The 17,437-nt window shown below is 49.4% G+C and carries 13 protein-coding genes; 5 read left to right on the forward strand and 8 right to left on the reverse strand.

Annotated elements, in window-relative coordinates; all coding sequences use genetic code 11:
* The first annotated feature begins 8 nt into the window (after positions 1–8).
* Together CYJ98_RS01490 and CYJ98_RS01495 are read left to right on the forward strand one after the other, a co-directional pair.
* The gene (locus CYJ98_RS01490) at positions 9–3,221 is read left to right on the forward strand and encodes an efflux RND transporter permease subunit (RefSeq protein ID WP_101755016.1); all 3,213 of its coding nucleotides are present in this window, start codon (positions 9–11) and stop codon (positions 3,219–3,221) included.
* 56 nt (positions 3,222–3,277) lie between these two features.
* Positions 3,278–4,684: an efflux transporter outer membrane subunit gene (locus CYJ98_RS01495; protein ID WP_141755478.1), complete on the forward strand. Its 1,407-nt coding sequence runs from the start codon at positions 3,278–3,280 to the stop codon at positions 4,682–4,684.
* A 70-nt stretch (positions 4,685–4,754) separates the two neighbouring features.
* Here the strand turns inward: CYJ98_RS01495 and CYJ98_RS01500 are convergent, their stop codons facing one another.
* Both CYJ98_RS01500 and CYJ98_RS01505 read right to left on the reverse strand, forming a co-directional pair.
* Entirely contained in the window at positions 4,755–6,092 is a 1,338-nt protein-coding gene (locus tag CYJ98_RS01500; protein WP_101755017.1) for a GTPase/DUF3482 domain-containing protein, read from the reverse strand.
* 574 nt (positions 6,093–6,666) lie between these two features.
* Complete coding sequence (locus tag CYJ98_RS01505) at positions 6,667–7,128, reverse strand: winged helix-turn-helix transcriptional regulator (protein WP_003747450.1); 462 nt, start codon at positions 7,126–7,128, stop codon at positions 6,667–6,669.
* Positions 7,129–7,344: 216 nt separating this feature from the next.
* Here CYJ98_RS01505 and alr point away from each other — a divergent pair, with 216 nt between their 5' ends.
* On the forward strand, positions 7,345–8,403 hold the full coding sequence (gene alr, locus CYJ98_RS01510; protein WP_003684912.1) for an alanine racemase: 1,059 nt from the start codon (positions 7,345–7,347) through the stop codon (positions 8,401–8,403).
* Positions 8,404–8,462: 59 nt separating this feature from the next.
* Here alr and CYJ98_RS01515 read toward each other — a convergent pair whose 3' ends face one another.
* Positions 8,463–9,206, reverse strand: a complete 744-nt coding sequence (locus CYJ98_RS01515) for a pseudouridine synthase (protein ID WP_101755019.1) — start codon at positions 9,204–9,206, stop codon at positions 8,463–8,465.
* A 332-nt stretch (positions 9,207–9,538) separates the two neighbouring features.
* Between CYJ98_RS01515 and CYJ98_RS01520 the strand changes: the two genes are divergently transcribed.
* Entirely contained in the window at positions 9,539–11,620 is a 2,082-nt protein-coding gene (locus CYJ98_RS01520; protein ID WP_101755020.1) for a carbon starvation CstA family protein, read from the forward strand.
* Complete coding sequence (locus CYJ98_RS01525) at positions 11,610–11,804, forward strand: YbdD/YjiX family protein (protein WP_003747442.1); 195 nt, start codon at positions 11,610–11,612, stop codon at positions 11,802–11,804. The genes CYJ98_RS01520 and CYJ98_RS01525 overlap by 11 nt, the downstream gene beginning before the upstream one ends.
* A 117-nt stretch (positions 11,805–11,921) precedes the next feature.
* Here the strand turns inward: CYJ98_RS01525 and CYJ98_RS01530 are convergent, their stop codons facing one another.
* From CYJ98_RS01530 to ppsA, 5 genes are all read right to left on the reverse strand, one after another.
* Positions 11,922–12,212, reverse strand: coding sequence for a chaperone modulator CbpM (locus CYJ98_RS01530; RefSeq protein ID WP_003747441.1), 291 nt, complete (start codon positions 12,210–12,212; stop codon positions 11,922–11,924).
* A 15-nt stretch (positions 12,213–12,227) separates the two neighbouring features.
* Entirely contained in the window at positions 12,228–13,187 is a 960-nt protein-coding gene (locus CYJ98_RS01535; RefSeq protein ID WP_101755021.1) for a DnaJ C-terminal domain-containing protein, read from the reverse strand.
* A gap of 207 nt (positions 13,188–13,394) precedes the next feature.
* Positions 13,395–13,844 carry a hypothetical protein gene (locus CYJ98_RS01540; RefSeq protein WP_244169015.1) on the reverse strand — a complete coding sequence of 150 codons (450 nt, stop codon included), beginning with the start codon at positions 13,842–13,844 and terminating at the stop codon, positions 13,395–13,397.
* 192 nt (positions 13,845–14,036) lie between these two features.
* Positions 14,037–14,741, reverse strand: a complete 705-nt coding sequence (locus CYJ98_RS01545; protein ID WP_070837453.1) for a peptidoglycan DD-metalloendopeptidase family protein — start codon at positions 14,739–14,741, stop codon at positions 14,037–14,039.
* Positions 14,742–15,011: 270 nt separating this feature from the next.
* Positions 15,012–17,396, reverse strand: coding sequence for a phosphoenolpyruvate synthase (ppsA, locus tag CYJ98_RS01550; protein WP_101755023.1), 2,385 nt, complete (start codon positions 17,394–17,396; stop codon positions 15,012–15,014).
* Between the last annotated feature and the right edge of the window lie 41 nt (positions 17,397–17,437).

The raw sequence follows: 17,437 nt of genomic DNA on the forward strand, positions 1-17,437 counted from the left end.
ACGCGTGAATGTCTAAGTTTTTTATTGACCGCCCCATTTTTGCATGGGTGATTGCGATTTTTATCATCGCAGCGGGTATTTTCGGCATTCAAAAACTGCCGATTTCCCAATATCCGTCCGTTGCTGCACCGACCATTACTTTGCGCGCTACTTATCCGGGCGCTTCGGCTCAGGTAATGGAAGACAGCGTACTGGCCGTTATCGAACGTAATATGTACGGTGTGGAAGGTTTGGACTATATGACGACTTCTGCCAATTCCAGTGGCAGCGGCAGCGTCAGTCTGACGTTTGCACCGGAAACCAATGAAGATTTGGCGCAGGTAGACGTGCAGAACAAATTGTCGGAAGTGTTGTCCACATTGCCGTCTACCGTACAGCAATATGGTGTAACCGTATCTAAAGCGCGTTCCAACTTCTTGCAAGTGGTCATGCTTTCTTCTGAAAAGCAATCCATTGAGGAAATGAACGATTACGCCCAGCGCAATATCATTCCTGAACTGCAGCGTATCGACGGCGTAGGGCAGGTACAATTGTTTGGTGCGCAACGCGCCATGCGTATTTGGGTTGACCCGAAAAAACTGCAAAACTACAACCTGTCTTTTGCAACGGTAACCAATGCGCTTGCGACACAAAATATCCAAATTTCTGCAGGCTCTATCGGTTCTTTGCCGGCGGCTGCAGGTCAGACTATTTCAGCAACTGTGACGGCGCAAGGTCAGCTGAGCACTGCTGAAGAGTTTGGCAACATCATTTTGGTATCCAATACCGATGGTTCTAATGTCTATCTGAAAGACGTTGCCAAAGTCAGCTTGGGTATGCAGGACTATTCTACTTCCACACGTTTGAACGGCGTGAATACCACCGGTATGGCAGTGATGCTGTCCAACAGCGGTAACGCTTTGGCAACGGCGACTGCCGTGAAAGAAAAAATGGCAGTTTTGCAGAAGTATTTTCCAGACGGCATGAGCTGGAAAGTTCCTTACGATACTTCCAAATTTGTGGAAATTTCGATTGAGAAAGTGATCCATACGCTTTTGGAAGCCATCGTATTGGTATTCTTAGTGATGTATCTCTTCCTGCAAAACATCCGCTATACGCTGATTCCGACCATTGTTGTACCGATTTCCCTGTTGGGCGGTTTTGCCTTTATCTCATACATGGGTATGTCGATTAACGTATTGACCATGTTTGCGATGGTATTGGTGATCGGTATTGTGGTCGATGACGCGATTGTGGTCGTTGAAAACGTTGAGCGTATTATGGCGAGTGAAGGTCTGTCGCCTAAGGCTGCAACCAAAAAAGCGATGAGTCAGATTTCCGGCGCGGTGATCGGTATTACTGCCGTGTTGATGTCCGTATTTGTGCCGCTGGCAATGTTTAGCGGTGCAACCGGTAACATTTACAAACAGTTTGCCCTGACCATGGTGGCATCGATCGGCTTCTCCGCATTCCTTGCTTTGACGCTGACTCCGGCATTGTGTGCCACCATGCTCAAGCCGATTCAGAATGGTCATCACGAAGAGAAAAAAGGTTTCTTCGGTTGGTTTAACAAGAAATTCGACAACTGGACACACGGCTACGAAGGCTGGGTAGCCAAAGTCTTGCGCAAGACTTTGCGCATGATGGTTGTCTATATCGGTTTGACTGTTGTGGGCGTATTCCTGTTTATGCGTCTGCCGACTTCCTTCTTGCCGACTGAAGACCAAGGTAACTTGATGTTGAGCGTACAGCTGCCTGCCGGCGCGACCAAAGAGCGTACCGATGCAACTTTGGCTCAAATCACTCAACTGGCGAAATCTGTACCTGAGATCGAGAACATTGTTACCGTTTCCGGCTTTAGTTTTAGCGGTTCCGGCCAAAACATGGCTTTGGGCTTTGTCATTCTGAAAGACTGGAGCGAACGTACTGCTCCGGGCAGCGATGCGACTTCTATTTCCGGTAAGTTGACCGGCATGATGATGGCTACGCTGAAAGACGGTTTCGGTTTGGCGATTGTGCCTCCTGCCATTATGGAATTGGGTACAGGCTCCGGCTTGACGATTTACCTGCAAGACCGTAACAACAGCGGCCATGCCGCATTATTGGCCAAGCGCAATGAGTTGATTGACAAAATGCGCAAAAGCGGTTTGTTTAACCCAAGTACCGTTCGTGCGAGCGGTTTGGAAGATGCGCCGCAGTTGAAAATCGACATCAATCGCTCTGCCGCAGCTGCACAAGGTATTTCGTTCTCTGACATCCGTACTGCTTTGGCTTCTTCTTTGGGTTCGTCTTATGTAAACGACTTCCCGAATCAAGGCCGTCTGCAACGCGTGATGGTACAAGCTGATGCGAGTGCCCGTATGCAGCCTGCCGATATTCTGAACTTGACCGTGCCGAATAAATCCGGTGTTGCCGTACCGCTTTCTACCATTGCTACTGTTTCTTGGGAAAACGGTATGGAACAAAGCGTCCGCTTCAATGGTTATCCTGCAATGGAGCTTTCCGGCTCGCCTGTTAATGGCGTGTCTTCCGGTCAAGCCATGGCTGCGGTACAGCAAATGGTTGATGAAATGGGCGGCGGTTACAGTTTGGAATGGGGCGGTCAGTCTCGTGAAGAGGCCAAAGGCAGCTCGCAAACAGTCATGTTGTACGCATTGGCCGCTGCCGCTGTATTCTTGGTATTGGCTGCTTTGTACGAAAGCTGGTCTATCCCGTTGGCGGTTATCCTTGTGATTCCGTTGGGCTTGATTGGCGCGGCATTGGGCGTGACCGGCCGCAACATGTTTGAAGCGCTGCTGGGCAGTATTCCGGCATACGCCAACGATATCTACTTCCAAGTCGGTTTCGTTACGGTGATGGGTTTGAGTGCGAAAAACGCGATTTTGATTATCGAGTTTGCCAAAGACCTGCAAGCGCAAGGCAAGAGCGCGCTTGAAGCTGCGCTTGCCGCCGCACACTTGCGTTTCCGTCCGATTATCATGACTTCGTTTGCCTTCATCTTGGGCGTGGTACCGCTTTATGTTGCCAGCGGTGCCAGCTCCGCCAGCCAACGTGCGATTGGTACGACCGTGGTCTGGGGTATGTTGATCGGTACGATTCTGTCTGTGTTCCTTGTGCCTTTGTTCTATGTGGTTGTGCGCAAATTCTTTAAAGAAACCGCACACGAGCATGAGATGGCCGCCAAACACGCCGCTGAAGCCGGCATGATTGAAGACGGTAAACACGATTCAGACAAGTATTAAAGCAAAGGCCGTCTGAAAAATTTTCAGACGGCCTCAAAATGCTAAAGGATTCTAAAATGAAGAAGATTACATTCAAACCTGTACTGACCGCCGTTGCCGCCGCTGTGGCTTTGTCGGCCTGTACCATGATGCCGAAATATGAGCAGCCTCAAGTTGCCGTGGCCGATACGTTTAAATACGATACTGTTGACGACGGTATCCGTGCCGCTGAATTGGGTTGGCAAGATTACTTTGCCGATCCGCGCCTTCACCGTCTAATCGACATCGCATTGGAACGCAATACCGATTTGCGTACAGCCGCGCTGAATGCGGAAATCTACCGCAAGCAATATATGATTGCGCGTAATAATTTGTTGCCAACCGTCAATGCCAGCGGTACAGGTTCGCGTCAAGGCAGTTTGAGTGGCGGCAGCGTTAGCAGCCAATACAGCGTGGGTTTGGGCGCAGCCTCTTATGAGCTTGACCTCTTCGGCCGTGTCCGCAGTACCAGTGAAGCCGCGTTGCAAGGTTATTTCAATGTGGCTGCCAACCGCGATGCCGCCCATCTGACCCTGATTTCTACCGTTGCCAAAGCCTATTTTAACGAACGCTACGCCGAAGAAACCATGGCATTGGCACAACGCGTATTGCAAACCCGTGAAGCGACTTACAAGCTCTCGCAATTACGCCATAAGGCCGGTGTGATTTCTGCCGTTGATTTGCGCCAACAGGAAGCGCTGATTGAATCGGCCAAAGCCGATTACGCATCCGCGGTAAAAAACCGCGAGCAAGCGCGCAATTCCTTGGCTATGCTGATTAATCAACCTTTGCCTGAAGATTTGCCTGCCGGTCTACCTTTGAGCAAGCAGTTCAAATTGACCAAACTGCCTGCCGGTTTGAGTTCGGACGTGTTGCTCAATCGTCCGGATATCCGTGCGGCCGAACACGCGCTCAAACAAGCCAATGCCAATATCGGCGCGGCACGTGCGGCGTTTTTCCCACGCATCAGCCTGACCGGTTCTGTCGGTACCGCTTCCGGCGAGTTGAGCGGCCTGTTTAAGAGCGGCACGGGTATTTGGGCTTTTGCACCGTCAATCACTCTGCCTATCTTTGACTGGGGTACCAACAAAGCCAATCTTGACGTAGCCAAACTGCGCCAACAGGCACAAATCGTTGCTTATGAAGCTGCTGTTCAATCCGCATTTAAAGACGTTTCTAATGCTTTGGTTGCACGCGAACAGCTGGATAAAAGCTATGCCGCTTTGAGCAAACAAAGCCGTGCCTACAACGACAGCCTGCGCCTCATCAGCCTGCGTTACAAACATGGCGTATCCAGCGCATTGGATTTGCTGGATGCCGAGCGCAGCAGTTACGGCGCAGAAACTGCTCTTTTGGCTAATCAGCTGACCCGTTTGGAAAACCTTGCCGACTTGTATAAAGCACTTGGCGGCGGTTTGAAACGAGAGACCAAAGCTGCTGAATAAGTATTTGCTAAGATTAAAAGGCCGTCTGAAACATTTGGATTTCAGACGGCCTTTTTGTTATGCGGCAATTCTAAGCTTTTAATTTCTCGCTTAAAGTGGCGGCATAGGCTGCGCGTTCGTTACGGCTGGTTTCGGGCTGGCGTGTGTTAAGCGAAGACCATTTGCGGTTACTGCGCGCTTTGTTGAGTTCGCTTGGTAATTTTGCCGCATTCCATGGCGCTTTGCGTTCTTTTAGCTCGATATGCGATTGAGCCGCGTGGCCGCGCGTTTGCAAGACGTGCAACAAATCCAGTGCGCGTGCGGCGAGCAGGGTAAGGGTTTCCGGATCAGTATGCAGGGTTTGTCGGCCGTTGATTTTGTCCGTGATGTCTTGGGCATTGGGCAAAATGCCGCCCAACAGTCCGCCGATGGCTGTGCCCAAACCAAGCGAGCCGCCAAGCGTGGCAATATCCAAGCCTAAGCCGATGAGTGCACCTGCGGTTGCACCGGTACCGGTACGGATGCCGTAATGTTTGAGCAATTCGCTGTCAAACGGATCTTGTTTGAAGGCTTTGGGCATCCATGTGCTGTCACTGCCGACTTCGTCGTGATAGAAGCGGTAAAGTGTGAACAGGCGTTGTTGCATTTGCCGCTCAAGTTGGCGGATTTCCGATTGCATGACTTCCAAAGTCGAGGCCGGGTCGTCGTTTTCGGCAATTTCTTGGGTGAATGCGGCGGCATCCAGTAGAAAATCGGCAATTTCACGGCGCGCTTCCGTATCCAGCCGTTGCCACTCGCGACGGCGCATATTGATGAGGCGGTCGAGGATGTCGCGCTTGGGTAACATGGTGGCGAGGTTGTCCCACAATCGGATTTCGCCTTCAAAGTCGAAGGCAACGGTATCGAAACCGGCGTAAACATGCAGGTTTCTGCGGGCGAGCATATTGGTCCAAGCGGTCAGGTCTTGATTTTGGGTGAAGTTGAACACGGGCATGATGGGCTTGGCGCACCAAGACAAAATAGTCAGCTCATCTTTGTATTTGTCGAGGACGGGTTCCCGCGCATCGATGACATACATGGCCATATCGCTTTGCATGACTTGGCGCAGCACTTTGGCCTCTTGGTTAAACTCGTGATGCGCTTCATGGTTGCTGAGGAATTGCTGGATGCGTTCGATACCGTCATCGCGTGCGGATGTATGGGTTTCCAGCCAGTCCAACACGCCGCCGGCATCTTCAAGGCCGGGTGTATCGTAGAGGTAAACCAAGCTGTCGTCGCCGTCGTTGATAAGGGCTTCTTCGACATGGCGCGTGGTAGAGGGCGCGTTTTTCACTTCGCCGAAGGTACTGTCGCGCAAAAGCGTACGTAAGAGCGAGGTTTTGCCTGTGTTGGTATGGCCGACAACAGCAAGGGAAAGTGGGGTGGTCATGGTCTTTGGGTCGGGTTGATATGGACTATGAATGTGTGAGTATGGAGCCGTTTATCTTTAGTGGCAATATATGTTTCATACGGCCCTAAATTTTTTTCATATATGGGCGAAAATAGCAAGAAAAAGAGGGGAATAGCGGATTTGTTGTTTTTTGGCAAAATGCTTGAAAATAGGCAGGAAAACAGTTGACAGGAGGGTAGAAGGCTAGGATAATTCGCGCCGTTGAGTTGCTTGATGCAGCTTGATTTTTCTCCTCTATTTCTCCTTTGTAGACTTGGCGCATATCAAAACGGTATGCGCATTTTTTTATCTACATTGAAATATGATTACATTTAAGATCTGTTAATTGAATAATTAAGAAACTTTACAAGAAAAATACTTGCGCGGTTGAAGCTCTTGTTGCATAATTCGTTTCGTTAGCTGGTTCGAGTAGTCAGTTAATAGTTTCTCCTCTATTTCTCCTTTGTAGACTTGGCACACATTCTGTCGGATGTGTGCATTTTTTTTGCCTATTTAAAATAAAGGCCGTTTGAATGTTGTAATCTTTCAGACGGCCTTTGTTTATCGAATAGAATTAGATGTCTAATACTACTTCTTCTTTGACTTCTTCCATGACAACATAGCTGCGGCTTTCGGCTGCAGCCGGCAGTTGCAGCAGGATATTGCCGAGCATATCGCGATAGGCGGACATATTGGGCAGGCGGACTTTGATAAGGTAGTCGTATTCGCCAGAGACCAAGTGGCATTCTAGAATTTGCGGAATCTTCAGCACTTCGCGTTTGAAGTCTTCAAAAATATTGCCGGATTTGGAGCGCAGTTTTAGCTCGACAAAGACCAAGAGGCTTTGGCCTAAAGCATGAGGATTCAGATGGGCGTGATAGCCGGTAATGAGGTTGTCGCGTTCCAAGCGACGGACGCGTTCGGTTACCGGCGTGGTGGAGAGGCCGACTTTTTCAGCCAATTCAGTCATGGGGATACGTGCGTTTTGTTGTAGGAGCTTGAGAATTTTTAAGTCGGTTTTGTCGAGTTCTTTCATGGCCTTGATGTCTGTCGTTTTCATTTGGATTGAATCATAACCTTAAAACAGCCTGAGAAGAAGCATAAATGCCTAAAGGTGCGCATGAGTTCTAAAATATGAATAGATTATTCTTGTGTATTTCATGGAATCCTGTGTAGTTTTTGACCTATAATATTTACTTCAAAGTAATAGGGCAGGCCGTCTGAAACGGAATGCCGATAAGAGGAATACATTATGCGTCCGCTCAATGCGCAAATCCGTTTGGATAATTTACGTCAAAATTATCGTTTTCTCAAAGAGTTGCATGGCAATAAATTGTTGGCCGTGATTAAGGCCGATGCTTACGGGCATGGTGCGGTCAGATGTGCACACGCGTTGGCGGATATTGCCGACGGCTTTGCGGTGGCAACGGTAGATGAAGGCGTGGAATTGCGTCAAAACGGCATTAAAAATCCGATTGTTTTGTTGGAAGGCGTGTTTGAGGCTGCGGAATATGCGGATGTTGACCGTTATGATTTGTGGCCGGCAATCGGTAGCCAATGGCAGTTGGAGGCGTTTGTGCATCATGAGTGGCAACGTCCGACGACCGTATGGCTGAAAATGGACTCGGGTATGCACCGTGCCGGTTTCTTTCCGCATAACTATGCCGCCGCCTATACTGCATTGAAACAATCCGAATCGGTTGAAAACATTGTGAAATTCAGCCATTTTGCCTGCGCGGACGAACCGGAAAACGGCATGACCGAAATGCAGCTTGAAGCGTTTGATTTGGCGTGTGAGGGTTTGGAAGGCGAAGAGAGCTTGGCGAATTCCGCCGCGATTTTGAACGTGCCTGAAGCGCGGCGCGATTGGGGACGTGCCGGTCTGGCCTTGTATGGTATTTCGCCTTTCGGCGGCGTGGATGAGCGTTTGAAACCTGTTATGCGCCTGACTTCCCGTGTTTTCGGCGAGCGCGTGTTGCAACCGCATTCTCCGATTGGCTACGGCGCAACGTTCTACACCAGCAAATCTACCCGTGTCGGTTTGATTGCCTGCGGCTATGCCGACGGTTATCCGCGTCGCGCTTCCACTAATTCCCCTGTGGCAGTGGATGGCAAACGCAGCCGTATTATCGGCAGGGTATCTATGGATATGATTACGGTTGAGCTGGAAGCATCGAAAGAGGGCTTGGGCGCGGAAGTCGAGCTTTGGGGCGATGTGATTAATATCAATGAAGTTTCCGAAGTTGCCGGTATGATTCCGTACGAAATTCTCTGCAATATCAAACGTGCGAAGTTTACTTATATCGAGTAAGCAGTAAAAGATGAGGCCGTCTGAAATGTGTTTTCAGACGGCCTTTTTATTAGCTGCAATTAAAACGATTCGTCAGCGCGTAGATAACGCCATTTGCCCGGCGGCAGTCTGCCGAGTTTGACTTTACCCATGCGGATGCGTTTCAAACCGACGACACGCAGGCCGACCAGTTCGCACATGCGGCGGATTTGGCGTTTTTTGCCTTGTCGCAAAATAAAGCGCAACTGGTCTTCGTTTTGCCATTCGACTTTGGCGGGGCGCAATTTTTCTCCGTCCAAACTCAAGCCGTGGTTGAGTAGGGCGAGGCCTTTATCGTCCAGTTTGCCACGGACGCGGACAAGGTATTCTTTTTCGCTGCTGCTGTTTTCACCAATCAGTTGTTTGGCAATGCGGCCGTCCTGAGTGAGTACTAACAATCCGACGGAGTCGATATCTAAGCGGCCGGCAGGGGCTAAGCCGAATTTGTGTTTTTCGCTGAAAGGGATATGGCTGTCATCGCCTTCCCAATGGTTGTCGGCTGTGATGAGTTCGGCGGCGGATTTATAGCCTTTTTCTGCCTGCGCGCTGACGTAGCCGACGGGCTTGTTCAGCAGGATAGTTACGCGCGCGGCTTGTTTTTCATGGGCTTGTTTGTCGAGGTCGATGCGGTCGCGCTCGGTGACTTTTTGACCGAGTACGGCGGTTTGGCCGTTGACTTTGACCCAGCCTTGCTCGATGTAGCTGTCTGCCTCGCGGCGCGAGCATAAGCCTAATTGCGCCATGCGTTTGGAGAGGCGCATGGTTTCGGAATCGTTGTTTTGCATGGTATGGCAATATAGAAGAAATGGGAATGTCGGATTATAGCATTGACCGTTTATCAGGCCGTCTGAAAACTGAATTTTTGGGTTTTCAGACGGCCTTGCGTTTGCTATATGTTAAGGAATATTTGGATTTGAAGTAAAAAATGAAGGGTATATTGTCTGTTTGTGTTAACCTTACGGGCGAACTAATCATTTTGTTTTTTGTCGAATTCGGGTTGAAATGACATTTCACTCATAAAATCTATAAAGACTAAAATGATTGGTCTTTCTAAAGCGCATGAAGGCAGTTTGTTGCTAAAACCAGCTTTCGTGTATCACGTTTTAAGGATAAATCAATGAAATCGCTCAAATCATTTTTGATTTGGGGCATTGTGGTTTTGGTAGGCCTGGCCTCCTTTACCACTTTGGCCCTCAGTCGCGGCGAGCAGGTCAGTGCGATTTGGATGGTTACGGCCGCCATTTCGGTATACTGTATTGCCTACCGTTTTTACAGTCTTTACATTGCCAACCGTGTGATGCAGCTTGATCCTAACCGTCTGACTCCGGCTGAACGCCACAATGACGGCTTGGACTATGTGCCCACACATAAAGGCGTACTGTTCGGCCACCACTTTGCCGCGATTGCCGGCGCAGGTCCTTTGGTCGGTCCTGTATTGGCAGCACAAATGGGTTATCTGCCCGGTACTTTGTGGATTATCTTCGGCGTGGTGTTTGCCGGTGCCGTACAGGATATGATGGTCTTGTTCGTCTCCATGCGCCGTGACGGTAAGTCTTTGGGCGATATCGTGAAACAAGAACTCGGTACTGTTCCCGGCGTGATTGCGTCCATCGGTATTTTGATGATTATGGTCATCATTATGGCAGTGTTGGCGCTGATCGTTGTGAAAGCATTGGTTCACAGCCCTTGGGGTACGTTCACCATCGCAGCAACCATGCCGATTGCCCTGTTTATGGGTATTTATACCCGTTATATCCGTCCGGGCAAAATCGGCGAGATTTCCATCGTCGGCTTTATTTTGCTGATGTTGGCCGTGATTTACGGTGAAGATGTTGCCCGCAGCTCCTTTGGTCACTGGTTCGACCTTGATGGCATTCAGCTGACTTGGGCGATTATGATTTACGGTTTCGTGGCTTCCGTATTGCCGGTTTGGCTCTTGCTGACTCCGCGCGACTATCTGTCTACCTTCCTGAAAATCGGTACGATTGCAGCTTTGGCTTTGGGTATCGTTATTGTTAACCCGACTCTGCAAATGCCTGCAGTTACCCACTTTATTGACGGTTCAGGCCCAGTATTCTCTGGTGCGTTGTTCCCATTCTTGTTTATTACCATTGCTTGTGGTGCGGTTTCAGGCTTCCATGCGCTGATTTCTTCCGGTACTACGCCAAAAATGGTGGAAAACGAAACCCACGTCCGCATGATCGGTTACGGCGGCATGATTATGGAAAGCTTTGTGGCCATTATGGCGCTGGCTGCCGCCGCTTCGCTTGATCCAGGCGTGTACTTCGCGATGAACAGCCCGGCTGCGCTGATTGGTACAGATGCCAACACTGCTGCCGAAGTCATCACCACCAAACTGAATTTCCCTGTTGATGCCGCAACCTTGTTGCACACTGCTAAAGAAGTGGGCGAAAACACCATTCTGTCCCGCGCAGGCGGCGCGCCAACCCTCGCAGTCGGTATGGCGCACATCATGAGCCGTCTGATTCCGGGCGAAGCCATGATGGCGTTCTGGTATCACTTTGCCTTGCTGTTTGAAGCCTTGTTCATCCTGACCGCCGTTGACGCCGGTACGCGCGTTGCCCGTTTCATGATTCAAGACTTGGGCAGTATCTTCTACAAACCATTCGGTAACACCGACTCTATCCCTGCCAACCTGGTTGCCACATTCTTTGCAGTGGCATTGTGGGGTTACTTCCTCTATACCGGCGTAACCGACCCTCTGGGCGGCATCAACTCGCTCTGGCCTCTGTTCGGTATCGCCAACCAAATGCTGGCAGGCGTAGCGTTGATTATGTGTACCGTTGTATTGGTGAAAATGAAACGCGACCGCTATGTTTGGGTAACCTTGGTTCCTGCTGTCGGCGTATTGTTCGTAACCTGCTATGCCGGTTTGCAAAAACTGTTCCACAGCGACCCACGCGTCAGCTTCTTGGCTCACGCAGGCAAATACCGCGATGCCTTGGCTTCAGGCGAAGTCCTTGCTCCAGCTAAAGACATTGGCGAAATGTCACAAATCATCTTCAACGACCAAATCAATGCCGGTTTGACCGCTTTGTTCTTGGCAGTTGTCGTGATTGTCGCCGTGTACGGTTTCCGTACCGCCATGAAAGCCCGCAAAGTCGGTTGGCCAACTGCTAAAGAAATTCCAGCAGTGTACCGCGACGGTAAACAGCCGGAGGCTCAAAGTGAAGCATAAGCTCGCATCTTGGTGGAAAACCATCAAGTTGACAGCGAACTTGATGGCCGGTGTCCCAGATTATGAAAACTACGTTGCCCGCCAGCGCAAACATAATCCCAACGCGCCGGTCATGACCGAGCTGCAATTCCAAGACTACTGCCGCAAACGCCGTTGCGGCGGCAACGGCGGACGCTGTTGTTAATGAAGGCATAAAAAGGCCGTCTGAAAATATTTTCAGACGGCCTTTTATTGTGAAATATCAATAAACATCAAAAACTTTGTCTTGCCATCAATATTTAAGCGAACAACTTGCTAATATTTACTCTTCTTCGAGCAGTACCAGCGGACGCTGTATTTTTCTGAGTTCTTCCACCTCGTCCAACAGCCGCATAATCAGCCCCAATGCGGGAATGCCGGCTTCAAAATCACGGCTTAAGCGTTGTGCGCGACGGATGCGGGCAAGATGAAAACCACTGAAGGTGCTTTTTTCGGGCGCACCATCGATGCTGATGATGTCTTCTGCTATAAGTTCCAACAGCCAATCGCGACGGCAGCGGCTGGCGGCAACAATTTCTTCAAAAGTAAGGGTAACATCGGAGGACTGAATCATAATTTATCCTTTCTCTTATGCTTGTTTCGCGGCAAAGTGTTCGGCCAATTTTTCCCATGCGGCACGGTCGGCTTCGCTCTCTACTGGCGGAACATTAATGCGGATATTGAGATAAAGGTCTCCGGCTTCTTTTGCAGGAATACCTTTGCCTTTGAGGCGGATGCTTTTACCGCTTTGGCTGTTGGCAGGCAGATTGACCTGTAAGCGGCCTGAAGCGGTAGGGACGATGATTTTGCCGCCCAATACGGCTTCCCAAGGTTTGACATCTATTGTTTGATATACGTCTTTCCTGTTTTTGACGTATAAATCAGGTTGGTCGTGGAACTTGATTTTTAAGTACAAGTCACCGTTTTCTCCACCGTTATATCCCGGCAAACCTTGACCGGCCAAACGGATTTGTTGGCCTTCTGCAATGCCTTTGGGGATTTTGACGTTGAGGGTTTTATTTTGATAAACCGCACGTCCGTATTCGTCTAGAGTCGGCACATTCAAAGTCATGCTACGTTCTGCGCCAACATACGCTGCGTAAATATCAATACTCAATTCAGCATGTTGATCTTCGCCTTTTATTGGGCCGCGGGGTTGCTCGGAACGAGTGTGGGATTGGCGGAATGATGAAAACAGATCTTCAAAATTGAAGTCTCCCGCTCCGAACGGTTCGCCTTCATGACGTTCATAGTGGAAGCCGCCACCGTTAAATCCATTGCCAAACGGATTGCCGCCTTGACCGAACGGATTGCCTCCGGCGCTGCGTCCGTAAGGATTAACCAACATTTCATCGTATTCGGCCCGCTTTTCTTTGTCGGAAAGCGTTTCGTAGGCACGGTTGATTTCTACCGTACGTTCGGCTGCGTCAGGTTCTTTGCTGACATCGGGGTGGTATTTGCGCACCAGTTTTCGGTAGGCTTTTTTGATTTCGGCCTCATCCGCATCTTTGGCAACGCCCAGTATTTCATAATAGTTTTTTTCTGCCATGTTATTCCTTTGACTGCTCATATACAAAATTCTTATAGTTTTAATAATTGAGGGTGGATATTCTAAAATCAAGGGCGTTGGAAATAAAATTCTCTATTTCTGACAATGATTAATGGATAATTTATTTCTTTGTTTCTAGAGAAATAGAAAATATAAAGGCCGTCTGAAATACGGTTTTTCAGACGGCCTTTATATCAAATTGGGGTTTTATTTGTCTTGAGCATTTTTTTGTTCGCGGACCACCCATTGGGCAATATCTGAACCCAATACTTTAGAAGTGCGGTTCAAGACGGCGCAAGAGCTTTTATAAGCGCCAAACATGCCGCCGGAAGAGTTGCGGGTAAAGGTTTTTTTGCCGACTTGTTTACCGTCAACATACAAAGTAGCAGAAACAGCCATCCCTTTGGCGTGGCCGATAAAGGCATTGCCTGCACTCATGGCGGAAGTAATGGCGATATCTGCGTATGTACCTTGTTTTTTACCGTCACGGACAACCGTTACATCGCTTTTGGCTGCAGTTTCTTGCAAAGATTTGGACATGATGCTGCCCACTTCTAAACACTCGGAAACAATACGGGTATCGATTTCTTCTTTATCGCGGTAAGGAATGCTTTCATCAATATGGACATCCGCGCTGGCAAATGCAGATGCAAACAAGAATGCGGTTGCAAGGATACGGTTAGGACACCTGAAATGGAATGTTAAAAAGAGTTGTTATTGTATAACGGCGTTTACACTCAATCAACATAAGTTAAATAGGAAAAGATTTTGTTGAAATAGCTGTTATAGCAAGATAATCAAAAGGCCGTCTGAAATAATAGTATTTCAGACGGCCTTTTGATTGGGACATTAATTTGTTCTGGTCAAATAAGGCAGGGGATCGACTGCTTTGCCGTTTAGACGAACTTCAAAATGTAGCTTGACGCTGTCTGAATCGCTGCTGCCCATGGTGGCGATAACTTGGCCGGCTTGGACTTTTTGATCTTTTTGTACTAAAAGCGTGTCGTTGTGGGCATAGGCGGTAATGGTGTAGTCGTTGTGGCTGATTAAAATCAGCTTGCCGTAGCCGCGGACTTCTTCGCCAACGTAGATGACGGTACCGGCTGCGGCAGAACGGATTTGTTGGCCTTGTGTGCCTGCAATATCTATGCCTTTGCTGGTTGTGCCGTTGTAGCGTTGGATAATGGAAGATGAGGCGTTATCGGTCGGCCATTGCAAACTTAACCGGTTGATCGGGGTAACGGCGGTCGCTTGGCGTTGCTGCGTAGCAGTATTGCGGGAGGCAACATGACGGCGGACGCGCAATACTTGACCGACTTCGATTTGTGAGGCGTTGGGAAGATTGTTCCATGCAACCAGTGTATTGACGTTTTGTCCGTAGCGTTTGGCGATTTGGGTCAGGGTATCGCCGGGGCGGACTTTGTAGTAGCCGTCGGGTACGGCGCGGTTGGAAGAGGTATTGTTGCCGGCGCAGGCTGCTAAGACGGCAATGGTGCTGATGAGGGCCAGACGTTTTAAGGCCGTCTGAAAGGTGGAAATAAAGGTTGTATTCATGGGTTGTTTCTAAATGTATCGTTATACTGTATATGATAGATAGGAAGAGTGGAAAAAGGTTCACTCAAAAGGCATGGGATAAAATGCGGAAAGGCAATATAGTACCATTGAGAATTTGTAGATAAGGCTGAATATTTCTATATCTTTTTGATGCAAGGGGACTTTTTTGAAAAGGTAAAAGAACGTGAAAGTTCTTTCAGACGGCATTGAATAAGGCAATAAAAATCCCCTGCCGAGATAAACGGGCAGGGGATTTTGGTCTCATCAAACTTATTTGTTCAATTCGTTAGCCAAATACAGCCAAGTTTCAATCACGGTATCAGGGTTGAGCGATACGCTTTCGATACCTTCTTGAACCAGCCATTTGGCAAAGTCCGGATGGTCTGACGGGCCTTGACCGCAAATACCGACGTATTTGTTTTGTTTGCGGCAGGCAGAGATTGCCAAGTGCAACATCACTTTAACGGCAGGATTGCGCTCGTCGAAGGAATCAGATACCAAACCGCTGTCACGGTCGAGGCCGAGGGTCAGCTGGGTCATGTCGTTAGAGCCGATGGAGAAACCGTCGAAGTATTGCAGGAATTGTTCTGCCAATACAGCGTTGCTTGGCAACTCGCACATCATGATCAGGCGCAGGCCGTTTTTGCCGCGTTCCAAACCGTTTTCTTTCAGGGCTTTGACAACAGCTTCGGCTTCACCCAAAGTGCGGACGAATGGAATCATGATTTCGACGTTGGTCAAACCCATTTCGTCACGGACGCGTTTCAAGGCTTTGCACTCGAGTGCGAAGCAGTCTTTGAAGCTGTCAGCAACATAACGCGCTGCACCACGGAAGCCCAACATTGGGTTTTCTTCGTGCGGTTCGTAGATGCTGCCACCTACCAAGTTAGCGTACTCGTTGGATTTGAAGTCAGACATACGGACGATGGTTTTGCGTGGATAAACCGAAGCAGCCAAAGTTGCCACACCTTCTGCGATTTTATCGACATAGAAGTCGACAGGAGAAGCGTAGCCAGCGATGCGGCGGGTAATTTCCGCTTTCAATTCGTCGTCTTGTTTGTCAAATTCCAACAAGGCTTTAGGATGGATACCGATTTGACGGTTGATGATGAATTCCATACGTGCCAAGCCGATGCCTTCGCTAGGCAGGTTGGCGAAGCTGAATGCCAATTCAGGGTTACCAACGTTCATCATCACTTTGACAGGGGCTTTAGGCATGTTGTCCAAAGCAACATCGGTAATTTGTACGTCCAGCAGGCCGGAGTAGATGAAGCCGGTATCGCCTTCGGCACAAGATACAGTAACTTCTTGGCCTTCAGACAGCAGATCGGTAGCGTCGCCACAACCTACAACAGCCGGAATACCCAATTCACGCGCGATAATCGCTGCGTGGCAGGTACGGCCGCCGCGGTTGGTCACGATGGCGGAAGCACGTTTCATCACCGGTTCCCAATCCGGGTCGGTCATGTCGGTAACGAGTACGTCGCCTGCTTCAACGGAATCCATCTCGGAAGCATCTTTCACCAGGCGTACTTTGCCTTGGCCAACTTTTTGACCGATGGCACGGCCTTCGCACAAGACAACTTTTTCGCCGTTGATGGAGAAGCGGCGCAGGTTGCGGCTGCTGTCTTCTTGGGATTTCACGGTCTCAGGACGGGCTTGCAGGATGTAGAGTTTGCCGTCCAAACCGTCGCGGCCCCATTCGATGTCCATTGGGCGGCCGTAGTGTTTTTCGATGGTCAGCGCGTAATGAGCCAACTCGGTAACTTCGGCGTCGGTAATGGAGAAGCGTTGACGGTCTTCTTCAGGTACATCGACGTTGGTTACAGATTTACCGGCTTCGGCTTTGTCGGTAAAGATCATTTTGATTTGTTTTGAACCCATGGTTTTGCGCAGGATAGCCGGTTTGCCTGCTTTCAAAGTAGGTTTGAATACATAGAATTCGTCAGGGTTTACCGCGCCTTGTACGACGTTTTCGCCCAGGCCGTAAGAAGAGGTAACGAAAACGACTTGGTCGTAACCGGATTCGGTATCGATGGTGAACATCACACCGGAGGCACCGCTGTCAGAGCGCACCATGCGTTGTACGCCGGCAGAAAGGGCAACGATGTCGTGTTCGAAGCCTTTGTGGACACGGTAAGAAATGGCACGGTCGTTGTACAGGGAAGCGAATACATGGTGCATGGCTTCTTTAACGTTTTCCAAGCCGTTGATGTTCAAGAAGGTTTCTTGCTGACCGGCAAAAGAAGCATCCGGCAAGTCTTCTGCTGTTGCGGAAGAACGTACGGCAACGGAAATGTCCGCACCGCCGGCATCGGCAACCATTTTGTTCCAAGCTGTTTCGATTTCAGCATCCAGCTGGTCAGGGAACGGAGTATTCAAAATCCATTGACGGATTTCTTTACCCACGCGCGCCAACTCGGCAACGTCTTCAACATCCAGTTGTTTCAGGGCTTCGGAAATACGCTCGCTCAGACCATTGTGAGCCAGGAAAGCACGATAAGCTTCGGCTGTGGTTGCAAAACCGCCGGGAACGCGCACGCCTTTTTCAGTCAGTTGGCTGATCATTTCGCCCAAAGAGGCATTTTTACCGCCCACTCGCTCAACGTCAGTCATACGCAGGTTTTCAAACCAAATAACGTAGTTTTCGGCCATTTGTGTGTCCAATCCAATCCAAAAAATGTTAAAAAAGAAAC

The sequence above is a fragment of the Neisseria perflava genome, assembly GCF_002863305.2.
Lineage (GTDB): Bacteria > Pseudomonadota > Gammaproteobacteria > Burkholderiales > Neisseriaceae > Neisseria > Neisseria perflava_A.

Excerpts from the sequence above, each read along its gene's own strand:
- CYJ98_RS01490 (WP_101755016.1), top strand. The coding sequence starts at position 9 with ATGTCTAAGTTTTTTATTGACCGCCCCATTTTTGCATGGGTGATTGCG.
- CYJ98_RS01495 (WP_141755478.1), top strand. The coding sequence starts at position 3,278 with ATGAAGAAGATTACATTCAAACCTGTACTGACCGCCGTTGCCGCCGCT.
- CYJ98_RS01500 (WP_101755017.1), bottom strand. The coding sequence starts at position 6,092 with ATGACCACCCCACTTTCCCTTGCTGTTGTCGGCCATACCAACACAGGC.
- CYJ98_RS01505 (WP_003747450.1), bottom strand. The coding sequence starts at position 7,128 with ATGAAAGAACTCGACAAAACCGACTTAAAAATTCTCAAGCTCCTACAA.
- alr (WP_003684912.1), top strand. The coding sequence starts at position 7,345 with ATGCGTCCGCTCAATGCGCAAATCCGTTTGGATAATTTACGTCAAAAT.
- CYJ98_RS01515 (WP_101755019.1), bottom strand. The coding sequence starts at position 9,206 with ATGCAAAACAACGATTCCGAAACCATGCGCCTCTCCAAACGCATGGCG.
- CYJ98_RS01520 (WP_101755020.1), top strand. The coding sequence starts at position 9,539 with ATGAAATCGCTCAAATCATTTTTGATTTGGGGCATTGTGGTTTTGGTA.
- CYJ98_RS01530 (WP_003747441.1), bottom strand. The coding sequence starts at position 12,212 with ATGATTCAGTCCTCCGATGTTACCCTTACTTTTGAAGAAATTGTTGCC.
- CYJ98_RS01535 (WP_101755021.1), bottom strand. The coding sequence starts at position 13,187 with ATGGCAGAAAAAAACTATTATGAAATACTGGGCGTTGCCAAAGATGCG.
- CYJ98_RS01545 (WP_070837453.1), bottom strand. The coding sequence starts at position 14,741 with ATGAATACAACCTTTATTTCCACCTTTCAGACGGCCTTAAAACGTCTG.
- ppsA (WP_101755023.1), bottom strand. The coding sequence starts at position 17,396 with ATGGCCGAAAACTACGTTATTTGGTTTGAAAACCTGCGTATGACTGAC.